Origin of the sequence: Sphingomonas sp. RIT328 (assembly GCF_000632225.1) — a bacterium.
GTDB classification, from domain to species: domain Bacteria; phylum Pseudomonadota; class Alphaproteobacteria; order Sphingomonadales; family Sphingomonadaceae; genus Sphingomonas; species Sphingomonas kyungheensis.
Window position 1 is genome coordinate 153,775 of the sequence record NZ_JFYV01000053.1, and the last position, 16,955, is coordinate 170,729.

The 16,955-nt window shown below is 70.2% G+C and carries 19 protein-coding genes; 10 read left to right on the forward strand and 9 right to left on the reverse strand.

What is annotated here, in order from left to right:
* Positions 1–207: 207 nt before the first annotated feature.
* The 3 genes from BW41_RS17560 to ubiG form a co-directional block, all read right to left on the reverse strand.
* A complete protein-coding gene (locus BW41_RS17560; RefSeq protein ID WP_037536088.1) occupies positions 208–927 on the reverse strand; it encodes a polysaccharide deacetylase family protein in 720 nt (239 codons plus the stop codon).
* On the reverse strand, positions 924–2,336 hold the full coding sequence (locus BW41_RS17565; protein ID WP_037536089.1) for a hypothetical protein: 1,413 nt from the start codon (positions 2,334–2,336) through the stop codon (positions 924–926). Before BW41_RS17565 ends, BW41_RS17560 begins: the two co-directional genes overlap by 4 nt.
* Before the next feature lie 79 nt (positions 2,337–2,415).
* Positions 2,416–3,141, reverse strand: a complete 726-nt coding sequence (gene ubiG / locus BW41_RS17570; RefSeq protein ID WP_081793176.1) for a bifunctional 2-polyprenyl-6-hydroxyphenol methylase/3-demethylubiquinol 3-O-methyltransferase UbiG — start codon at positions 3,139–3,141, stop codon at positions 2,416–2,418.
* Between the two features lie 53 nt (positions 3,142–3,194).
* On the opposite strand from ubiG, the gene BW41_RS17575 reads away from it, so the two are divergent.
* The 3 genes from BW41_RS17575 to BW41_RS17585 all read left to right on the forward strand — a co-directional run bounded on the left by BW41_RS17575 (position 3,195) and on the right by BW41_RS17585 (position 6,338).
* Entirely contained in the window at positions 3,195–4,472 is a 1,278-nt protein-coding gene (locus BW41_RS17575; RefSeq protein ID WP_037536091.1) for an aspartate kinase, read from the forward strand.
* A gap of 29 nt (positions 4,473–4,501) precedes the next feature.
* Positions 4,502–5,488 carry an NAD(P)H-dependent flavin oxidoreductase gene (locus BW41_RS17580; protein WP_037536093.1) on the forward strand — a complete coding sequence of 329 codons (987 nt, stop codon included), beginning with the start codon at positions 4,502–4,504 and terminating at the stop codon, positions 5,486–5,488.
* 91 nt (positions 5,489–5,579) lie between these two features.
* On the forward strand, positions 5,580–6,338 hold the full coding sequence (locus tag BW41_RS17585; protein WP_037536095.1) for a hypothetical protein: 759 nt from the start codon (positions 5,580–5,582) through the stop codon (positions 6,336–6,338).
* Here BW41_RS17585 and BW41_RS17590 read toward each other — a convergent pair.
* Both BW41_RS17590 and BW41_RS17595 read right to left on the reverse strand, forming a co-directional pair.
* Positions 6,328–6,531 (reverse strand): helix-turn-helix transcriptional regulator, encoded by a 204-nt coding sequence (locus BW41_RS17590; RefSeq protein WP_037536096.1) that lies wholly within the window; start codon positions 6,529–6,531, stop codon positions 6,328–6,330. The two genes, BW41_RS17585 and BW41_RS17590, sit on opposite strands and share 11 nt — an antisense overlap.
* A complete protein-coding gene (locus BW41_RS17595; protein WP_037536097.1) occupies positions 6,528–6,947 on the reverse strand; it encodes a hypothetical protein in 420 nt (139 codons plus the stop codon). Before BW41_RS17595 ends, BW41_RS17590 begins: the two co-directional genes overlap by 4 nt.
* Positions 6,948–7,043: 96 nt before the next feature.
* Here BW41_RS17595 and BW41_RS17600 point away from each other — a divergent pair, with 96 nt between their 5' ends.
* The 7 genes from BW41_RS17600 to BW41_RS17630 all read left to right on the forward strand — a co-directional run bounded on the left by BW41_RS17600 (position 7,044) and on the right by BW41_RS17630 (position 12,762).
* Positions 7,044–7,502 (forward strand): YbgC/FadM family acyl-CoA thioesterase, encoded by a 459-nt coding sequence (locus BW41_RS17600; protein WP_037536099.1) that lies wholly within the window; start codon positions 7,044–7,046, stop codon positions 7,500–7,502.
* Positions 7,499–8,191: a protein TolQ gene (tolQ, locus tag BW41_RS17605; RefSeq protein WP_037536101.1), complete on the forward strand. Its 693-nt coding sequence runs from the start codon at positions 7,499–7,501 to the stop codon at positions 8,189–8,191. Before BW41_RS17600 ends, tolQ begins: the two co-directional genes overlap by 4 nt.
* Positions 8,192–8,198: 7 nt before the next feature.
* Positions 8,199–8,639: a protein TolR gene (gene tolR / locus BW41_RS17610; RefSeq protein ID WP_037536103.1), complete on the forward strand. Its 441-nt coding sequence runs from the start codon at positions 8,199–8,201 to the stop codon at positions 8,637–8,639.
* Positions 8,639–9,649, forward strand: coding sequence for a hypothetical protein (locus BW41_RS17615; protein ID WP_037536105.1), 1,011 nt, complete (start codon positions 8,639–8,641; stop codon positions 9,647–9,649). The genes tolR and BW41_RS17615 overlap by 1 nt, the downstream gene beginning before the upstream one ends.
* 172 nt (positions 9,650–9,821) lie before the next feature.
* Entirely contained in the window at positions 9,822–11,213 is a 1,392-nt protein-coding gene (gene tolB / locus BW41_RS17620; RefSeq protein ID WP_037536106.1) for a Tol-Pal system beta propeller repeat protein TolB, read from the forward strand.
* Between the two features lie 36 nt (positions 11,214–11,249).
* Positions 11,250–11,771, forward strand: coding sequence for a peptidoglycan-associated lipoprotein Pal (gene pal, locus BW41_RS17625; RefSeq protein WP_037536112.1), 522 nt, complete (start codon positions 11,250–11,252; stop codon positions 11,769–11,771).
* Between the two features lie 109 nt (positions 11,772–11,880).
* Positions 11,881–12,762 carry an SPFH domain-containing protein gene (locus BW41_RS17630; protein ID WP_037536200.1) on the forward strand — a complete coding sequence of 294 codons (882 nt, stop codon included), beginning with the start codon at positions 11,881–11,883 and terminating at the stop codon, positions 12,760–12,762.
* Positions 12,763–12,879: 117 nt separating this feature from the next.
* Here BW41_RS17630 and BW41_RS17635 read toward each other — a convergent pair whose 3' ends face one another.
* Genes BW41_RS17635 through BW41_RS17650 form a run of 4 tightly spaced genes read right to left on the reverse strand, consistent with a single transcriptional unit; the run spans position 12,880 to position 16,928 of the window.
* Positions 12,880–13,740, reverse strand: a complete 861-nt coding sequence (locus tag BW41_RS17635; RefSeq protein ID WP_037536114.1) for a S1/P1 nuclease — start codon at positions 13,738–13,740, stop codon at positions 12,880–12,882.
* A gap of 47 nt (positions 13,741–13,787) precedes the next feature.
* Positions 13,788–14,798 carry a DUF6624 domain-containing protein gene (locus BW41_RS17640; RefSeq protein WP_037536115.1) on the reverse strand — a complete coding sequence of 337 codons (1,011 nt, stop codon included), beginning with the start codon at positions 14,796–14,798 and terminating at the stop codon, positions 13,788–13,790.
* 40 nt (positions 14,799–14,838) lie between these two features.
* A complete protein-coding gene (locus tag BW41_RS17645; protein WP_037536116.1) occupies positions 14,839–15,768 on the reverse strand; it encodes an isoaspartyl peptidase/L-asparaginase family protein in 930 nt (309 codons plus the stop codon).
* Positions 15,765–16,928 (reverse strand): acyltransferase family protein, encoded by a 1,164-nt coding sequence (locus BW41_RS17650; RefSeq protein WP_235199818.1) that lies wholly within the window; start codon positions 16,926–16,928, stop codon positions 15,765–15,767. The genes BW41_RS17645 and BW41_RS17650 overlap by 4 nt, the downstream gene beginning before the upstream one ends.
* Positions 16,929–16,955: the final 27 nt, after the last annotated feature.

The following is a 16,955-nucleotide window of genomic DNA, read 5'->3' on the forward strand; positions in this document are numbered from 1 at the left end:
CTTACCCGCCGGTGGCGCTGTACGGATGCGGTCGCAACGCGAGGGCGAGCGGCAATCAACTCTGGTTCACGCGGAGGCGCGGAGGCGCGGAGGGGGTTCGCGAGCGACCGCGTTCGCAGACTAGCTCTTGCCGCGCGATGATGGGAGCCGCTGGCGCGGCGGGTTCTCTGCGCGTCCTTTGTGCCTCTGCGCCAACCGCCGCAAAGATCAGCCGAGCAGCTCCGCATAAGCCGCGGGGCGATGGCGGCGGAAGGCGGCGAAGGTGGCGGTGATGCTGGTGAGCAACGCGGGCACCGTCGTGTCGCCGGGATGGACCGCGATCCGCACGTTGCGCGTCGGCTGGAGCGCGTGGCGCAGCGCGCCGGCGGCAACGAGCGAACTCAACTGGCGCATCCGCGTGCGGCTCGCCCAGGTGATCACCGGCCCGCGCGCGACCACCGCGCCACCGGGTCGCCAGACGCGCGCATGATCCTCGGCGAGCGCGAAGCCGGCATCGGCGAGCGCCGCGCGCGCGCCCTCCGAATAGAGCCACGCCGGCGCGATGAAGCCGGTCGCGGCGCGGCCGGTGATATCCTCGACCAGCGCCTTGCCGCGCCGCATCCGCGCCAGCGCCTCGGCATGGCTGAGGCCGAGGAACTCGCCTTCGCCCGCGGTCATATGCTTGGCCTTGAGCGCGGCGGCCGTGCCGCTGTGGGCGCTGTCGTCGCGATGCGTCCAGCCATGGACGAACATCTCGACGCCCTCGTCCGCCCAGCCGCGCAGCCGCGTCGCATAGGCGGGGGTGATCGGCGCGCTCGACCAGTGATCGGGCACGACGAGCATCGCCAGCCGCCGCCCGACATGCGGGGCGAGATGATCGAGCAGCTGGTCGACCTGCCCCTCGAACCGGGGCGAGACGTCGTGGATCGAGGCGAACAGGCGTTTCATCGCGCGCGATGATAGACGCGGATGATCTCGTTGCCCATCGGCAGCGACGCGGTCAGCCGATAATTGCGCGCCACCGCGGCGGCGACCAGCGCATGCGCGGCTGGGCGCTCGCCGCTGTAGAAGGGACGGATCACCACCACCGCCGGCCGCGCGGCGAGGATGCGGCGGATCTCGGTGTCCTGATCGACGCCGGTCGCGCCCGCCTCGCGCGCGCGGATCAGGTGCGAGGGGACGAGGTAGCGCGACATCAGACAGCGGCCGGTCGCGCTGTAGAGCATGTCGCTGCCCGAATAGACGTAGAGGCAGCCCGGCCCGCGACCGATGGCGTGCGCGACCGCGGCGAGCTGCTTCCCGTCGCCGCGGCCGATACGCTGGACGATCAACACGATCTGCCCGGCGAACGCGGCGGTGAGCAGCAGCGCCGGGGTACGCCAGCGCTGCCACTCGGGCCGCCCCAGCATCCCCGCCGCCGCGGCGCAGGCGGGGAGCAGGATCGGCAGCGCATAATGATCGAACCACGGCCGGAAGATCGCGACGCCGAGGATCGCGCCCGCCAGCCAGAGCGCGACGAAGGTCCGCGGCCGCGACGCGCCGCCGCGCAGCAGCGCGACGATGGCGAGCGCGACCGGCGGCGAGACGATCAGCACGAGCTGGCCGAGATTGCTCGCGAGATCGGTGAGCGGATCGGGGTTGCGGTGCAGGATCGACAGGAAATTGGCGTAGGCGAAGGCATCCCATTGCCCGACCGCGGCATAATATGTGGCCGCGAGCACGGTGGGGAGCAGCGCCGCGACGACCAGCGCGGCGGCATAGGCGATCAGGCGCAGCGGCCGGCGCTGGCGACGCCACGTATCGGCGAGCAGCCAGAGGCCGAAGGTGATGCCTTCGAACACCACCGAATATTTGATCTGCAATGCGATGCCGACCAAAGTCATCGCGACGATGCCGTGCGTCGCGCGCCGCGGCCGCAGCACCAGCGCCGCCGCCGCGAGCATCAGCAGATTGTAGAAGACCGGCGCCTGACCGCCCTGACCGCCGAGCAGGTCGAGCCACAGCAGATAGGCGATGCCGCCCGCGGTCGCGCCGGCCGCGAAGCCGAGCCGCTCGGCCAATTTGGCGATGCCCCAGGCGGTGACGATCGCACTGACCAGCGCGAGCAGCTGATAGGCCCAGATCCCCGCCGGCACGCCGAGTCTCGCGGGAAGCGCGTAGAGCAGGAACAGCCCGACCGGCTTGCGGTCCCAGATATCGACGAAGGGCAGCGCGCCCTGCCACATCCGCTGCGCGGTGACGAAATAGAATTCCTCGTCGACATGGACGACCGGGTTGCCGAAGGTCAGCGCCCGCGCCGCGATCGCGACGAGGACGAGGATCGGCAGGCGCAGCCGCGGATTGGCGAGGGGGGACATGGCGACCCGCGGTAGCGACGGGTGCGCGGCGTGCCAATTCGGGAAATGGCGGCAGGCGCGGATCGCGCCGGTCCCCGCCCTATCCCCGCTTCGCGGTCACGAAATAATCGAGCTGCGTCGAATCGCTCAGCGTGAAGCCGGTCGCGGGCGAGAAGCCGAGGCCGCGCACGTCGGTGACGGTCAGGCCGGCGCGGCGGAGCAGGTCGGTGAGCTCGTCGGGGGTGAGGAACTTGTCCCAATCGTGCGTGCCGCGCGGGATGCGGCCGGTGCCCTCGGCCAGCGTGATCAGCGCGAGGCGCGACAGCGGCGTGCGATTGGGGGTCGACAGCACCAGCAGGCCGCCGTCGGCGAGCGTCTCGGCAAGGCCGCGGACGAAGCCGGCCGGATCGGCGACATGTTCGATCACCTCGAGGCTGGTGACGAGGTCGAACGTCCCGGTCATTGTCTCGACCCCGACCGCGCGATAGTCGATCGTCAGCCCCGCCTCGGCGGCATGCGCTGTGGCGACGGCGATATTCTCCGCCGCCGCATCGATCCCCGTCACCGCCGCGCCGAGCCGGGCGAGCGGTTCGCAGAGCAGCCCGGCGCCGCAGCCGACATCGAGCGCGCGGCGGCCGGCGAGGGGGGTGAAGCTGGTGTCGTCGCCGTCCCAATGCCGGTCGATCGCCGCGCGAATATAGCCGAGCCGGACGGGGTTGAGCTTGTGCAGCATCGCCGACGAGCCCTTCGGGTCCCACCAGTCCTTCGCCATCGCGCCGAAATGCTTCGCCTCGCGCGGATCGATCGTGCTGCTTGCCATCATCATGACCGCTACCTATCAGTGCGGCCCCTTTACCCCAAGGAGTTTGGCGACGCGGCATGGCACGGATCGTGATGAAGTTCGGCGGCACGTCGATGGCCGGGATCGAGCGCATCCGGAGCGTGGCGGCGCGCGTCAAACGCGAGGTCGATGCCGGCAATCAGGTCGCGGTGGTCGTCTCGGCGATGGCGGGCGAGACCGACCGGCTGGTCGGCTTCTGCCGCGAGGCCTCGTCGCTCTACGATCCGCGCGAATATGACGTCGTCGTCGCCGCGGGCGAGCAGATCACCAGCGGCCTGCTCGCGATCGCCCTGCAGGCGGCGGGCGTGCCGGCGCGCTCGTGGCTCGGCTGGCAATTGCCGATCCAGACCGACGCGGCGCATGCCAAGGCGCGGATCGGCGAGATCGCGGTCGACGCGCTCGCCGCGAGCATGGCGGCGGGCGAGGTCGCGGTGATCCCCGGCTTCCAGGGGCTGGCGGAGGACGGCCGCGTCACCACGCTCGGCCGCGGCGGATCGGACACGTCGGCGGTGGCGGTAGCGGCGGCGATCAAGGCGGATCGCTGCGACATCTACACCGACGTCGACGGCGTCTACACCACCGATCCGCGCATCGTGCCGCGCGCGCGCAAGCTCAACAAGGTGACCTATGAAGAGATGCTGGAACTCGCCAGCGTCGGCGCCAAGGTGCTGCAGACCCGGTCGGTCGGCCTGGCGATGAAGGAACAGGTCCGCGTCCAGGTGCTCTCGTCCTTTACCGGGCCGGATGCACCGATGGCGGATACGCTGCCCGGCACGATGATCGTGGGCGAGGAGGAGGCAGGCCAGCAGGAGAATGGCGACGTGGAACGACAGCTCATCACCGGTATCGCGCATGACAAGAACGAGGCGAAGATCACGCTGACCAGCGTTCCCGATCAGCCAGGTGCGGTGTCGGCGATCTTCGAACCGCTCGCCGCGGCGAACATCAACGTCGACATGATCATCCAGAATATCGCGCACAACCATGGCTCGACCGACGTCACCTTCACCGTGCCGTCCGCCGACCTCGCGCGCAGCCTTGAGGCGCTCAACCAGGCGCGCGAGTCGATCGGCTTCGCCGAGCTGGTCCACGACACGCGCGTCGCCAAAGTCTCGGTGGTCGGCGTCGGCATGCGCAGCCATGCGGGCGTCGCCAGCACGATGTTCACCACGCTCGGCAAGCGCGGCATCAACATCCAGGCGATCTCGACCAGCGAGATCAAGGTCAGCGTGCTGATCCACGAGGACGAGACCGAACTCGCCGTCCGCATGCTGCACACCGCCTACGGCCTCGACGCCGCGGACGCCGCGGCGTGAGCGTCGGACAGGAGCGGCTGACCCGCCGCATGGCGCGCGGTGCCGCCTTCCTCGGCAGCGAGGTGGCGATCATGGCCGGCGCGATGTCGTGGGTGAGCGAGCGCCATCTCGTCGCGGCGATGTCCAACGCCGGCGGCTTCGGCGTGATCGCCTGCGGCGCGATGACGCCCGAGCTGCTCGACGCCGAGATCGCCGGGACCAAGGCGCTGACCGACAAGCCGTTCGGCGTCAATCTCATCACCATGCACCCGGCGCTGACCGAGCTGATCGCGGTGTGCGCGCGCCACGGCGTCGGCCATGTCGTGCTCGCCGGCGGTTTGCCGCCCAAGGGCTCGCTCGAGGCGATCAAGGCGGGCGGTGCCAAGGTGATCTGCTTCGCGCCGACGCTGGCGCTGGCCAAGAAGCTGATCCGCTCGGGCGTCGACGCGCTGGTGATCGAGGGGATGGAGGCGGGCGGCCATATCGGCCCGGTCTCGACCAGCGTGCTCGCGCAGGAGATGCTGCCCGAGATCGCCGACCAGGTGCCGGTGTTCGTCGCCGGCGGGATCGGGCGCGGCGAGGCGATCGCGGGCTATCTCGACATGGGCGCGGCGGGGGGGCAGCTCGGCACGCGCTTCGTCTGCGCGACCGAATCGATCGCGCATCCGAAGTTCAAGCAGGCGTTCATCCGCGCCAGCGCGCGCGACGCGGTGGCGAGCGTCCAGCTCGATCCGCGGCTGCCGGTGATCCCGGTGCGTGCGCTCAAGAACGCGGGCGGCGAGCTGTTCACCGCCAAGCAGCGCGAGGTGGCGCTGTCGCTCGACGAGGGTCGCGTCGCGATGACCGAGGCGCAGTTGCAGATCGAACATTATTGGGCGGGTGCCTTGCGCCGCGCGGTGATCGACGGCGACGTCGAACATGGCAGCGTGATGGCCGGCCAGTCGGTCGGCATGGTCACCAAGGAAGAGCCGATTGCCGAGATCATCGCCGCGCTGATCGAGGAGGCGGCGCACGCACTGGACAAGCGCGCGGCATAATTCCGTCCCGTCGCGGCAAGGATGCTTACCAGCCGTTAACCATTGCGGGCGCACATTCCGACCGGCCGGGGGGCTGGAAGGAATCGAGGCGATGCGGCAGATCATAGCGCTTACCGGGATCGGACTGGCCTTGCTCGCGGGCTGTGCGGTGCGGCCCAAGCGGGTCGCGGTGGCGCCGCCGCAGCCCGTGGCGACACCGACGCCGGCGCCGCTGGCGATGCCCAGGGGCGCCTATGTCGGCATGCAGATCCCGGCGCTGATGGCGGATGGCCGTTATGCGACGCCCAATCGCAACCTCTCCGCCGACGGAACCGTGTGGCATCTGCGCGCCGCGCTCAACGTCGCGGCGCTCGCCTGCCGCGGGCCGGACGAGGCGGCGATCATCGCCGGCTATAACGCCTTGCTCGCGAGGCAGAAGGACGGGCTCGGCACGGCGCAGGCGCGGCTGACGGCCGAATACAAAGCGGGCGGCGGCGACTGGCAGGATCGCTATGACGACGAGATGACGCGGCTCTACAATTTCTTCTCGCAGAGCCAGGCGCGCGAGGCCTTCTGCAACGCCGCGGCGGCGACGCTCGCCGATGGTGCGACGATCGCGCCGGCGGATCTGCCGGCCTTCGCCGCGGGCCGGCTGGCGGTGCTCGAAAAGCCGTTCACCGATTTCTACGCCGCCTACGACGCCTGGCGGGCGCAACGCGCCGCCGAGACGCGGATGGCGCTCGCCCCGGTCGCGCCGGCGCCGCGCGTGCTCGCGGTCCAGGCGGTGCCCGCCGCCGCGCCGCCGCCGCGCCCCCGGCTGACGCTCGATCCGAGCGTGTTCGCCGAAAGCGCGGCGACCGTCACGAACTGATTCGGAACAGCGATTCGACCGGCCGCTGTAACGCCGCGGCGAGCTTGAGCGCGAGCAACGTCGAGGGGATGAAGACGCCATTCTCGACGGTGTTGATCGTCTTGCGGCTGACCCCGACGCGCTCGGCGAGCGCCGCCTGGGTCAGGCCCAGCCGCTCGCGTTCCTCCTTCAGGCTGTTGCGCAGCTCGCTCACCGGGCGGCGCGCAGCTCGAGTGTGGCGAAGCTGATCATCGCGGCAAACAGGCCCGCGGTGGCGACGATGCGAGCGACGTCATAGCCGCCGATCATCGCGTCATGCGCAAACGGGGCAGTGACGAGCGCGGCGACAAGGCTGGCCCAGAAGCCAGCGGTGCAGCTCATCCGCCGGTGTTCGCGCACCACTTCGTCTTCCAGCACCTTGTTCAGCGCGCTGTTCGGCTTCAGCCATCGCCGCCACGGCAGCAGCGTGAGCGCGCAGACCAGCGCGACGCCCAGCCAGAACCCGTCGACGAAGTCGCGGCGCAGCAGGATCATGCCGCAGAGTTCGGAGAGCAACAGCATCGCTCCCATCAGGTACAGCATCAGCGCCCAGGCGCGACTGGTGCGTTCCGCCAATTCGATCGTGTCCATCACGCCCTCCTGTAACCTACAGGTGATATGTAACCCATGCGTTACATCCGTCAATAGGGTTTCCCCGGCGGCAAGGTTCGGTTAACGCCGGCCGCGATGACGGACGAGGACCAGCCGCAGGCAGGACGGTTCGCGGGGCGCGAGCACCGGTTCGCCGTGCGCGTCTATTTCGAGGACACCGATCTGTCGGGCGTCGTCTATCATGCCAATTATCTGCGCTACATGGAGCGTGCCCGCTCCGACATGCTGCGGCTCGCCGGGATCGACCAGCGCGCGACGCACGAATCGGGCGGCGGCGCCTATGCGGTCGCCGATCTCGCCATCCGCTATCGCGCGCCGGCGCGACTCGACGATGCCCTGATCGTCGTCAGCCGGGTGATGCGGGTGCGCGCGGCCAGCACCGTCATTCATCACACAGTCAGGCGCGGTTCGCATGTGCTGGCGGAGGCCGAGGTCACGGTGGCGCTGGTCGCGCCGTCGGGGCGGCCGACGCGTCAGCCGGCCGCCTGGACGGATATCTACCAACGCCTGATCTGGCAGGGGACCAACTCATGAATCCGGTGTTCAACATGGATGCGGCGACGCTGTCGCCCGTCGCGCTCTTCCTCCAGGCCGATCTGGTGGTGAAGGTCGTGATGGCGGGGCTGCTGTTCGCCAGCATCTGGACCTGGGCGCTGATCATCGCCTTCTGGCGGCGGCTCGGCCGCATCCGCAAGGGCATGACGGGGTTCGAGCGCGACTTCTGGAAGGCCGAGGATATCGACGCCTTCTACAAGGCGGAGGCGGACAAGGATCTGCCCTCGGCGCGGGTCTTCGTCGCCGGGGTGAAGGAATGGCGCCGTTCGACCGCGGGCGGCGCGATCGACAAGAGCGGCACGCGCGAGCGGCTCGCCACCGCGATGGGCGCGGCGGCGGCGCTGGAGATCGACACGATTTCCGACCGGCTCAACATCCTCGCGACGATCGGTTCGGTCGCGCCGTTCGTCGGGCTGTTCGGCACCGTCTGGGGGATCATGCGCAGCTTCACCGGCATCGCCCAGGCGCAGAATTCCTCGCTTGCGGTGGTCGCGCCGGGGATTGCCGAGGCGCTGTTCGCGACCGCGATCGGCCTGTTCGCGGCGATCCCCGCGGTGATCGCCTACAATCGCTTCAGCCATGGCGTGAACCGGATCGAGGCGGCGCTTAATCGCTTCGCCGACGGTTTCCACACGACGCTGTCGCGTCAGCTCGATTCGGGGCGGTAAGCCGGCGATGAGCATGAACCTGCCCTCCAACCGCGGTCGCGGCCGACGCGCGCCGGTGGCGGACATCAACGTCACGCCGCTGGTCGACGTGATGCTGGTGCTGCTGATCATCTTCATGGTCACCGCGCCGCTGCTCACCGCGGGCGTGCCGGTCAATCTGCCCGACAGCCGCGCCAAGGCGCTCGACCAGGACCAGAAGCCGGTACAATTGTCGCTCGACGCGGCGGGCAAGCTGTACCTCGACGACGAGGAGATCGTCGAGACGGCGCTGCCGCAGCGGCTCGAACAGATCGCCGCGGTGCAGGCGGGCGGACAGCCGCCGCAGGTGTTCCTGCGCGCCGACCGTGCGCTCGATTACGGGCGGGTGATGCGGGTGATGGGCGAGCTCAACCGCGCCGGGCTCAACCGCGTCTCGCTGCTCACCGTCGAAGGCGGAAGCGCGCGCTGATGGATCGGGCGGAGCGGATCGGGCTGGGGATAGCGGTCGTCGGGCACGTCGTGCTCTTCGGCCTGCTGTCGGTCGGCTTCCTCGCCACGCCCAATCCGGAAAAGCTCCAGCAGACGCCGATGGAGGTGAGCCTCGTCCCCGACGTCGCGCTCGAGGCGAGCGCGCCGCAGGCGGTGACGCCGCCGGCGCAATCGGTCGCGCCCGACGCCGGCGCGCCCGAGGATGCCGCGCCGCCCGCTCCCGCCGAGGAACCGGCGCCCGAGCCGGAACCCGCACCGCCCGCGCCGCAGCCCGAGCCGGCCCCGCCCAAGCCGACGCCGCCCAAGCCGGCGCCCGCCAAACCCGCTCCGGCCAAACCGGCGCCGCCAAAGCCTGCGCCCAAGCCCGCGCCCGCCCCCAAACCGGTGCCGGCCAAGCCCAAGCCGCGGCCGGCCGAGGCGCCCGCCAAGCCTGCGCCGGCCAAGCCCGCCAAGGCGGCACCCGCCGCGCCGGCCAAGTCCGCCGCCAAGCCGTCGAGCAGCGCCGCCAAGCCGGCCAAGCCCGCCGCCGCCAAGGGATCGGGCAGCAGTGAATCGTCCAAGGCCGCCAGGCCGCGCGGTTCGCGACTCGGCGACGATTTCCTCGCCGGGCTGAGCAGCGATCCGTCGCCGAGCAAATCGACCGCGCCGCGCGCCGCCAAGATCGACGGCCGCGCCATGGCCTCGATCGTCCAGGCGATCGCGCGCCAGATCCAGCCGTGCGCCGATCGCCAGGTCAATCCGGGGCCGGGCGCGAACGAGATCGTGACGACGCTCAACCTGCGGCTCAACGAGGACGGCACGCTCGCCGCGACGCCGCGCATGGTCCGCCAGTCGGGCGTCACCGATGAGAATGAGCGCTACAAGCAGCGCGTCGTCGATCTCGGCATCGCCGCGTTCAAGGGCTGTGCGCCGCTCAAGCTGCCGGCGGAATATTATTCGACGCCGTCGGGCGGCTGGAACAACATCAACTTCCAGTGGAAGCTGCAATGACGGGGGCGCAGGCGTCCGCGTCCACCGGGCGGGCTGAGCCTGTCGAAGCCGCCGGCGCGATCCGAGGCGGGCGCATGCGACCCACTGCCCTTCGACAGGGTCAGGGCGAACGGGCTAAGGGGGACGGCATGCGTCTCCACGGGACAATCAGGTGCGAAAAGGGTTTGAGGTCATGATCCGGTCGTTGCTCATCGCGCTTTCCGTCACCGCCGCCGTGCCGGCGCTCGCCCAGACCGCATCGGCACCCGCGCCTGCGCCAGCCCCCGCGCCGCAGCAGCCGGCGACCGCGGCGGGGCAGGAGGCGGCGCCGCTCGAGGTCTCGGTCACCGGCGGCGTCTCGGCGCCGCTGCCGATCGCGATCCCGGCGATGCCGACCGCGCAGATCGTCTCGACCCCCGCCGGATCGACCGACGCGCTCGGCCGGCAGATGGCGGAGATCATCGCCAACGATCTCAAGAACTCCGGCCTGTTCTCGCCGCTCGGCGCGGGGCAGTTGCGGCCCGTCGGCTTCCAGGAGGTCAATGCCCCGGCGTTCGATTACTGGGGCGGCACCGGGGCGCAGGCGCTGGTGCAGGGCTTCGTCCGTGCCACCGGCGACGGCAATCTGACGATCGGCTGCTACCTGTATGACGTGTCGTCGAAGATCGAGCTGACCCGCTCGGGCTTCGTCGTCTCGCCCTCCGACTGGCGGCGCGCCGGGCACAAATGCGCCGACATGGTCTATGCGCGGCTGACCGGCGAGGGCCCCTATTTCGACAGCCGCGTCGTCTACGTCAGCGAGACGGGGCCGAAGGGCAAGCGCATCAAGCGGCTGGCGATCATGGATCAGGACGGCGCCAACCACCGTTTCCTCACCAACGGTCAGTCGATCGTGCTGACGCCGCGCTTCGCGCCGAACCAGCAGTCGATCGTCTATATGAGCTACGAGAACGACCGGCCGTCGATCTACGTCTACGATCTCGGCTCGGGGCGGCCGCGGCGGGTGGTGCAGAATGCCGCGCTGACCTTCGCGCCGCGCTTCTCGCCGGACGGGCGCTGGATCCTCTTCTCGATGGCGCAGGGCGGCAATACCGACATCTACCGCGTCTCGGCGCAGGGCGGCACGCCGCAGCGGCTCACCACCTCGCCGGGGATCGACACCGGCGGCAGCTATTCGCCCGACGGATCGCGCATCGTCTTCGAAAGCGACCGGTCGGGCGGGCAGCAGATCTATGTGATGAACGCCGACGGATCGGGCCAGCAGCGGATCAGCTTCGGCGGCGGCCGCTATGCGACGCCGGTATGGAGCCCGCGCGGCGACCTGATCGCCTTCACCAAATTGGGCGGCGCCTTCCGTATCGGCACGATGTCGCCGTCCGGCGGGGGCGAGAAGATCCTCACCGGCGGGCAGGACGAGGGGCCGAGCTGGTCGCCCAACGGCCGCGTCATCACCTTCTATCGCACCGGCCAGGGCAGCGGCGGGCGCGCCGATCTGTGGATGGTCGATCTGACCGGACAGGTCGAACGCAAGATCCCGACGCCGCTCGACGGGTCGGACCCTGCCTGGGGGCCGCTGCGCCCCTGATCCGCGATACGTTCATCATCCACGGGAGATACGACGATGGCCAGACTGACCCACACCCTGCTGACCGCTGCGGCGCTCGCCTCGCTCGGCGCCTGCGCGCACAAGCCCAAGCAGCTGCCGCCGCCGCCGGTCGACCAGAATGCCGGCATGACGCCGCCGCCCGCCACCAGCGGTAATGCCGACGGCGCGATCGTCCCGGGTTCGGATGCCGACTTCCGCCGTTCGGTCAGCTCGAACACGATTCTGTTCGGCCTCGACCAGAGCGACATCGACAGCGAGGCGCGCGCGATCCTCGACAGTCAGGCGACGTGGCTGCAGCGCTATCCGCAGGTGCGGGCGACGATCGAGGGCCATGCCGACGAACGTGGCACGCGCGAATACAATCTCGCGCTGGGTGACCGCCGCGCCAATGCCGCGAAGAACTATCTGGTCGCCAGGGGTATCGACCCGTCGCGGCTGACGACGATCAGCTACGGCAAGGAGCGCCCGGTGGCGCTGGGGTCGGACGAGGCGAGCTGGGCGCAGAACCGCCGCTCGGTGACGGTGGTGCTCAACTGACGCGCATGCCGGTGGGGGCGGGTTCGACGGACCCGCCCGATCTGCCGGCGTGATGCCCTCGCCCCCTGCGCCGCCGCTATAAGGAAGGATGGGCAGCGCGGGGGCGGCGATGGAACAGGAATTGACGCGCTCGAAGGAGCGCCGGGCCGGTGCGACCGGTGGTTACACGATGCTCGCGCTCGTCGCGGCGCTGGCGGTGATCGGCATCGTCGCTATGCCACAGGTGGCGGCAGGGTCGGTGATCGGCGATGTCGTTCTCATCGCGGCGGTCGCCGGGGTGATCTTCGTCGCCAAGGGCTTCTACATGTTGCAGCCCAATCATGCCGCGGCGATCATCGTGTTCGGCCGCTATCACGGCACCGATCGCGTCACCGGCCTGCGCTGGACGCTGCCCTGGGCGACCGCCCGCAAGATCTCGCTCCGCGCCAACAGCGTCCTGTCCGAGAAAATCAAGGTCAACGACCTGCGCGGCAACCCGATCGAGATCGCCGCGCAGGTGGTGTGGCGCGTCACGGATACGGCGCAGGCGCTGTTCGACGTCGATTATCTCCGCGACTTCACGCAGGTGCAGATCGAGGCGGCGGTGCGGACGATCGGCTCGCGCTATCCCTATGACGATCACGATCCGAGCGAGGTGACGCTGCGCGCCGGCCATGCGCAGGTCAGCGCCGCGCTGCGCGACGAGCTGATCGCACGGCTGGCAGTGGCGGGGATCACCGTCGACGAATGCGGCTTCACCCACCTTGCCTATGCCCAGGAGATCGCCGGTGCGATGCTGCGCCGGCAGCAGGCGCAGGCGGTGATCGCGGCGCGCACCGCGCTGGTCGACGGCGCGGTCGGGATGGTCGAGCTGGCGGTGAAGCAGCTCGCCGACAAGAACATCATCACCTTCGACGACGACCGGCGCGCGGCGCTGGTCTCCAACCTGCTGGTGGTGCTGTGCAGCGAGCAGGATACGCAGCCGGTGATCAGCGCGGGGGCGATGGCCTAGATTCGGGTTCGCCCAGTAGCGTCGCGCAAGGCGCTGTGGTTTGTCAGCCGCGACGAATCGTGCGGCGGACCGCGCCTGCCGCACGCGCATCCCCCTCCGCGCCGCCGCGCGACAGCCTCAGCCGAGCGCCTGATCGAGCAGCTTGGCCAGCCGCAGGCCGCCGCGCTCCACCTCCAGCCGCGCGACGGGGACGATCTTCTCGATCGTCGCCTCGTCGAGCGACACCTTGGCAGGCGAGGGCGCGCAGGGGTCGCCGTGCAGCGCGCTCGCATAGACGACGTCATGCGCGACCTGCCACGATTCGCGGCTCCAGTCGGTGACGGTCCCGGCGGCGATGCGGCGCCGCTCCGCCGCCGGGTAGCGGCGCACCAGCGACGGACCGCTGGTGATCGCGCGCTCGGCGAGCGTGCCGTCCCAGATCGAATGCAGGTTGAAGCGCCGCGGGCCATAGCCGCCATAGACGGCGGCGACGTCGTTGCCGCCCTTGTCGCCCTTCTCGCCGGCGTGGAGCGGCTGGTGGAGATCGCCGACGAAGTGGATCAGGAAGACGAGCGCCTGCGCGCGCGCCTTGGCGGGGGCGCGGCGATCCTTGAGGATCGCGACGTCGCGGGTAATCTGCGCGGAGACGCAATTGCCGTCCTTGCACGCCTCTTCGAGCGTGAACGGCTGGCAGATGTTCACGTCCTGAAAGTGCCAGTTATAGGCATAGCCGAAGCGCGACTTGCCGTCCGGCCCCTTGAGCGGCTTGACGCAATCGGCCCAGGTGCTCGCCCCCTCGATCGTCGTCGCCGGACATTCGGGCGTGTCGAGCAGCGGCGTCTCGGCCAGCAGCGTGCGGATCGCCGCCTGCGTGCGCGGCGTGACATTGGCATAAGCGATCCGCGCCACCGTCTGGTGCCCGAATTCCCAATAGGCGGACGCCGGCGCGGCGAAACCCAGCGCCGGCAGTATGGCGGCGACAAAGCGGAGCATTTTCATGGGCGTAGCCCATAGCGGCGGATCGCGACGGCTAGAAGCGCCTTATCTCAATGCGATGCCGGCGGGCAGGGGCCGTAAAGTCGCGCCAGGCGGGCGCCATAGGTTGCGAGCGGCTCAAGCCCCGCCGCGGTGCGATAGGCCTCGACCTTGCCGCGATCCTCCAACGCCTGCGGCTGCGACATGCCATCTGCGCAGGTCCATTGCGTGCCGTAACGCTGCTTCCCGGTCGTCTGCAGCATCACACGATCGTACAGAAGCGCGTAATCGCCGGCCGCAACCTGCCCCGACCGGGCGAGCGGCTCCATCAGCCGCAGCATGCGGAGCTGAAATACCGGATCGTCGTCGGCATGCTGGACCAGCAGCCACGCGCTGTTCGAGGCCTGCGCCCCGACCTGGGCGATCGTCGGCCAGCCGTGCTCCGCTACCACCGTCTTCATCCAGGCGGTATTGGCATGGTCGCGTGCGCGGATCGCCGACCACGTCAACGCGCGGACGATGCCTGCCTCCATCGGATCGAGCGGCGGCGCGCCCTTCTGCTCGCCCGCATTCCATGAGAGCGACAGCCGCAGCACCTGATCGGTGATCGGCCGGGCGATCAATCGGGCCGGCAACGTATCGCCGTTATCACCGACGCCCTGCGCCAGGGCAGCCGACCAGATCAGCGTCGACGCGATCCGTCGCGCGCTCGCAAGTCTGGTCTGAAAGAGCGCCCAGTCTTTCCCCGGGTCGGCCTGCGGATAGGCCATGTCGATCGCGCCACACGGCGCCTCGCCGAACCGACCCGCCGTCACGGCAGGGTCGGTAACCCCCGCGGCGACCAATTGCGCCCGGACCTCCGCCAGGCTGACGGCGCGGCAGTGCTTGAGCCACGCCTGTACCGCAGCCCAGTCCGCCACCTGCGCCGCCGTCGCGCCGTCGAATCGACCGCGCAGATAGCCATAGTCGCCCGGATCGAAGGTGCCGTCTTTCAGATACGGTGTCAGCACCGCGGGCGCCGGCGGCAGCGTCTCTGCGGTGGCGAGGAAGGCGGCGGCGAGCAGCGCGAGTCGGCGGATCATGGCCGTCAGGCTGGCAATCGATCGTGTCCAGATCGTGGCGTCACTCGTCGCCGTAGACCGCCACCTCGCGCAGCCCCGCGGCGGTGGCGCGGGCGCGGTACATGCCGGGGGTGGTGAAGCTCCACACCACCTCGCCGCCGGGGGCGGTGACGATGACGCCGCCGGTGCCGCCGAGCGCGCGCACCTCCGCCATCACCGCATCGGCGGCGGCCTGCGGCGACTCGCCCGACAGGCGGACGCGCGCGCCGATCTCATGGCCGACGCCGATGCGGATGAAATATTCGCCCGATCCGGTGCACGACACCGCGACCGAACGGTCGTCGGCAAAGGTGCCCGCGCCGATCAGCGGCGAATCGCCGATCCGGCCCCAGCGCTTGCCGGTGACGCCGCCGGTCGAGGTCGCCGCGGCGAGACTGCCGGCGCGATCGCGTGCCACCGCGCCGACCGTGCCGTATTTCATGTCGACATCGAAGGCGTCGGCGTTGCGGGCGAGCAGTTCGTCGAGCTGGCGGCGGCGTTCGTCGGTGGCGAACCAGCCGGGGTCGACCGCGGCGATCCCCTGTTCGCGGGCGAAGGCTTCGGCTCCCGCGCCGCTCAGCAGCACATGCGGGCTCGCCTCCATCACCCGGCGGGCGAGGCCGACCGGCGAGCGCGTCACGGTCAGGCCGGCGACCGCGCCGGCGGCCCGGCTGCGCCCGTCCATGATCGCCGCGTCGAGCTCGATCGTCCCGTCGCGGCTGAAGGCGGCGCCGCGGCCGGCGTTGAAATGCGGGTCCTCCTCCAGCACGCGCACCGCCGCCTCGACCGCGTCGAGCGCGCTGCCGCCGTCGGCGAGGATCGCGCCGCCGGCATCGAGCGCGAGGCCGAGCGCGGCGCGGACGCCCTCGTCCTGCGCGGCGGTGAGCCGGTGGCGCTCGATCGATCCGGCGCCGCCGTGGAGGACGAGCGACCAGTCTGGCGTGGCGGTCATGGGGCAACCTCGGGCTTGGGGTGGGGCAACGGGCGCAGGCCGATCAGCGGGCGCAGCCACGCGATCCGCCGGCCGATCCGGTAGAAGGCGAAGCAGCCGAGGATCGTCGCCGCGACGAGCAACAGGAATTCGACGCCGCCCGGCAGGCCCGCCGGGATCAGCCAATAGGCGACGACGACGAGGATCGTCTGATGGACGAGATAGAAGGGGAAGACGGCTTCGGTCAGCGTCGGGCGCAGCCCCGAATCGCGGTTCCAGTGCCGCTCCGCAAAGCCGAGCAGCGCGACGATCGCCCCCCATTGCTGCACCGCATGCGCGGCGCCGTAGACGGGATAGAGCCAGCGCGGCGCGATCGTGCTCTGGCCGAGCTCGATGGCGAGGATGACGCCATAGCCGGCGAGCGCCAGCGCCGCCGCCGGCCACCGCCACCGCACGCAGGCGGCGATCACCGGCGCCGACCCCGCCAGCGCGAAGCCGAACAGGAAGGCGGGGAGATAGAGGCAATGCGCCATCGCATCGTCGAACGGGTTCTGCGTCTCATAGCCCATCGGGAACCACCAGCCGTGGATGCACACCAGCCAAGCGATCGGCAGCACCAGCAGTCCCGGCCCGCCGAAGACCGTATCGAACGCCCGCTGCGCGCCGCGCCAGCGCACCAGCATGACGAGCAGTACGAGGACGACGGTGTAGAGCCACAGGTAGAGGACGAACCACAGATGGTTGACCGCGGGCAGCACGATCCCGCCGAGCGGCGCGAACCGGAAGTAATCGTGCGTCCAGAAAGTGAGGAAGCTGCCGGCATAGCCATGCTGCGTCACCAGCTCGACCCAGGGTTGCGGCGGGACGATGACGGCGATGCCGAAGGCGAGGGGGACGAGCAGGCGCAGGCTGCGCTGGCGCAGGAAGCGGCCGGGACCGGCGGCACGGCCGAGCAGCGCGCGCGAGGCATAGCCGGAGACGACGAACAACAGGCTGAGCCGCCACGCATTGACCGCGAGCATCGGCAGCACCGCCCAGGCGGCGCCATGCGCGCTCTTGGCGTGGAACCCCCAGGGCACGAAGACCATGCCGACATGATAGACGATCAGGATCGCGAAGGCGGCGACGCGCAGCCAGTCGAGGCCATAGTGGCGAGGGATCGGGGCGCGCGGCGTCGTCACCGGGGGACGCCTACACCAGCGTCTTTG

Excerpts from the sequence above, each read along its gene's own strand:
- BW41_RS17595 (WP_037536097.1), bottom strand. The coding sequence starts at position 6,947 with ATGGACACGATCGAATTGGCGGAACGCACCAGTCGCGCCTGGGCGCTG.
- BW41_RS17565 (WP_037536089.1), bottom strand. The coding sequence starts at position 2,336 with ATGTCCCCCCTCGCCAATCCGCGGCTGCGCCTGCCGATCCTCGTCCTC.
- BW41_RS17635 (WP_037536114.1), bottom strand. The coding sequence starts at position 13,740 with ATGAAAATGCTCCGCTTTGTCGCCGCCATACTGCCGGCGCTGGGTTTC.
- tolR (WP_037536103.1), top strand. The coding sequence starts at position 8,199 with ATGAGCATGAACCTGCCCTCCAACCGCGGTCGCGGCCGACGCGCGCCG.
- pal (WP_037536112.1), top strand. The coding sequence starts at position 11,250 with ATGGCCAGACTGACCCACACCCTGCTGACCGCTGCGGCGCTCGCCTCG.
- BW41_RS17645 (WP_037536116.1), bottom strand. The coding sequence starts at position 15,768 with ATGACCGCCACGCCAGACTGGTCGCTCGTCCTCCACGGCGGCGCCGGA.
- BW41_RS17630 (WP_037536200.1), top strand. The coding sequence starts at position 11,881 with ATGGAACAGGAATTGACGCGCTCGAAGGAGCGCCGGGCCGGTGCGACC.
- BW41_RS17560 (WP_037536088.1), bottom strand. The coding sequence starts at position 927 with ATGAAACGCCTGTTCGCCTCGATCCACGACGTCTCGCCCCGGTTCGAG.
- BW41_RS17600 (WP_037536099.1), top strand. The coding sequence starts at position 7,044 with ATGACGGACGAGGACCAGCCGCAGGCAGGACGGTTCGCGGGGCGCGAG.
- tolQ (WP_037536101.1), top strand. The coding sequence starts at position 7,499 with ATGAATCCGGTGTTCAACATGGATGCGGCGACGCTGTCGCCCGTCGCG.
- BW41_RS17575 (WP_037536091.1), top strand. The coding sequence starts at position 3,195 with ATGGCACGGATCGTGATGAAGTTCGGCGGCACGTCGATGGCCGGGATC.
- BW41_RS17585 (WP_037536095.1), top strand. The coding sequence starts at position 5,580 with ATGCGGCAGATCATAGCGCTTACCGGGATCGGACTGGCCTTGCTCGCG.
- BW41_RS17580 (WP_037536093.1), top strand. The coding sequence starts at position 4,502 with ATGGCGCGCGGTGCCGCCTTCCTCGGCAGCGAGGTGGCGATCATGGCC.
- ubiG (WP_081793176.1), bottom strand. The coding sequence starts at position 3,141 with ATGATGATGGCAAGCAGCACGATCGATCCGCGCGAGGCGAAGCATTTC.
- BW41_RS17640 (WP_037536115.1), bottom strand. The coding sequence starts at position 14,798 with ATGATCCGCCGACTCGCGCTGCTCGCCGCCGCCTTCCTCGCCACCGCA.
- tolB (WP_037536106.1), top strand. The coding sequence starts at position 9,822 with ATGATCCGGTCGTTGCTCATCGCGCTTTCCGTCACCGCCGCCGTGCCG.
- BW41_RS17615 (WP_037536105.1), top strand. The coding sequence starts at position 8,639 with ATGGATCGGGCGGAGCGGATCGGGCTGGGGATAGCGGTCGTCGGGCAC.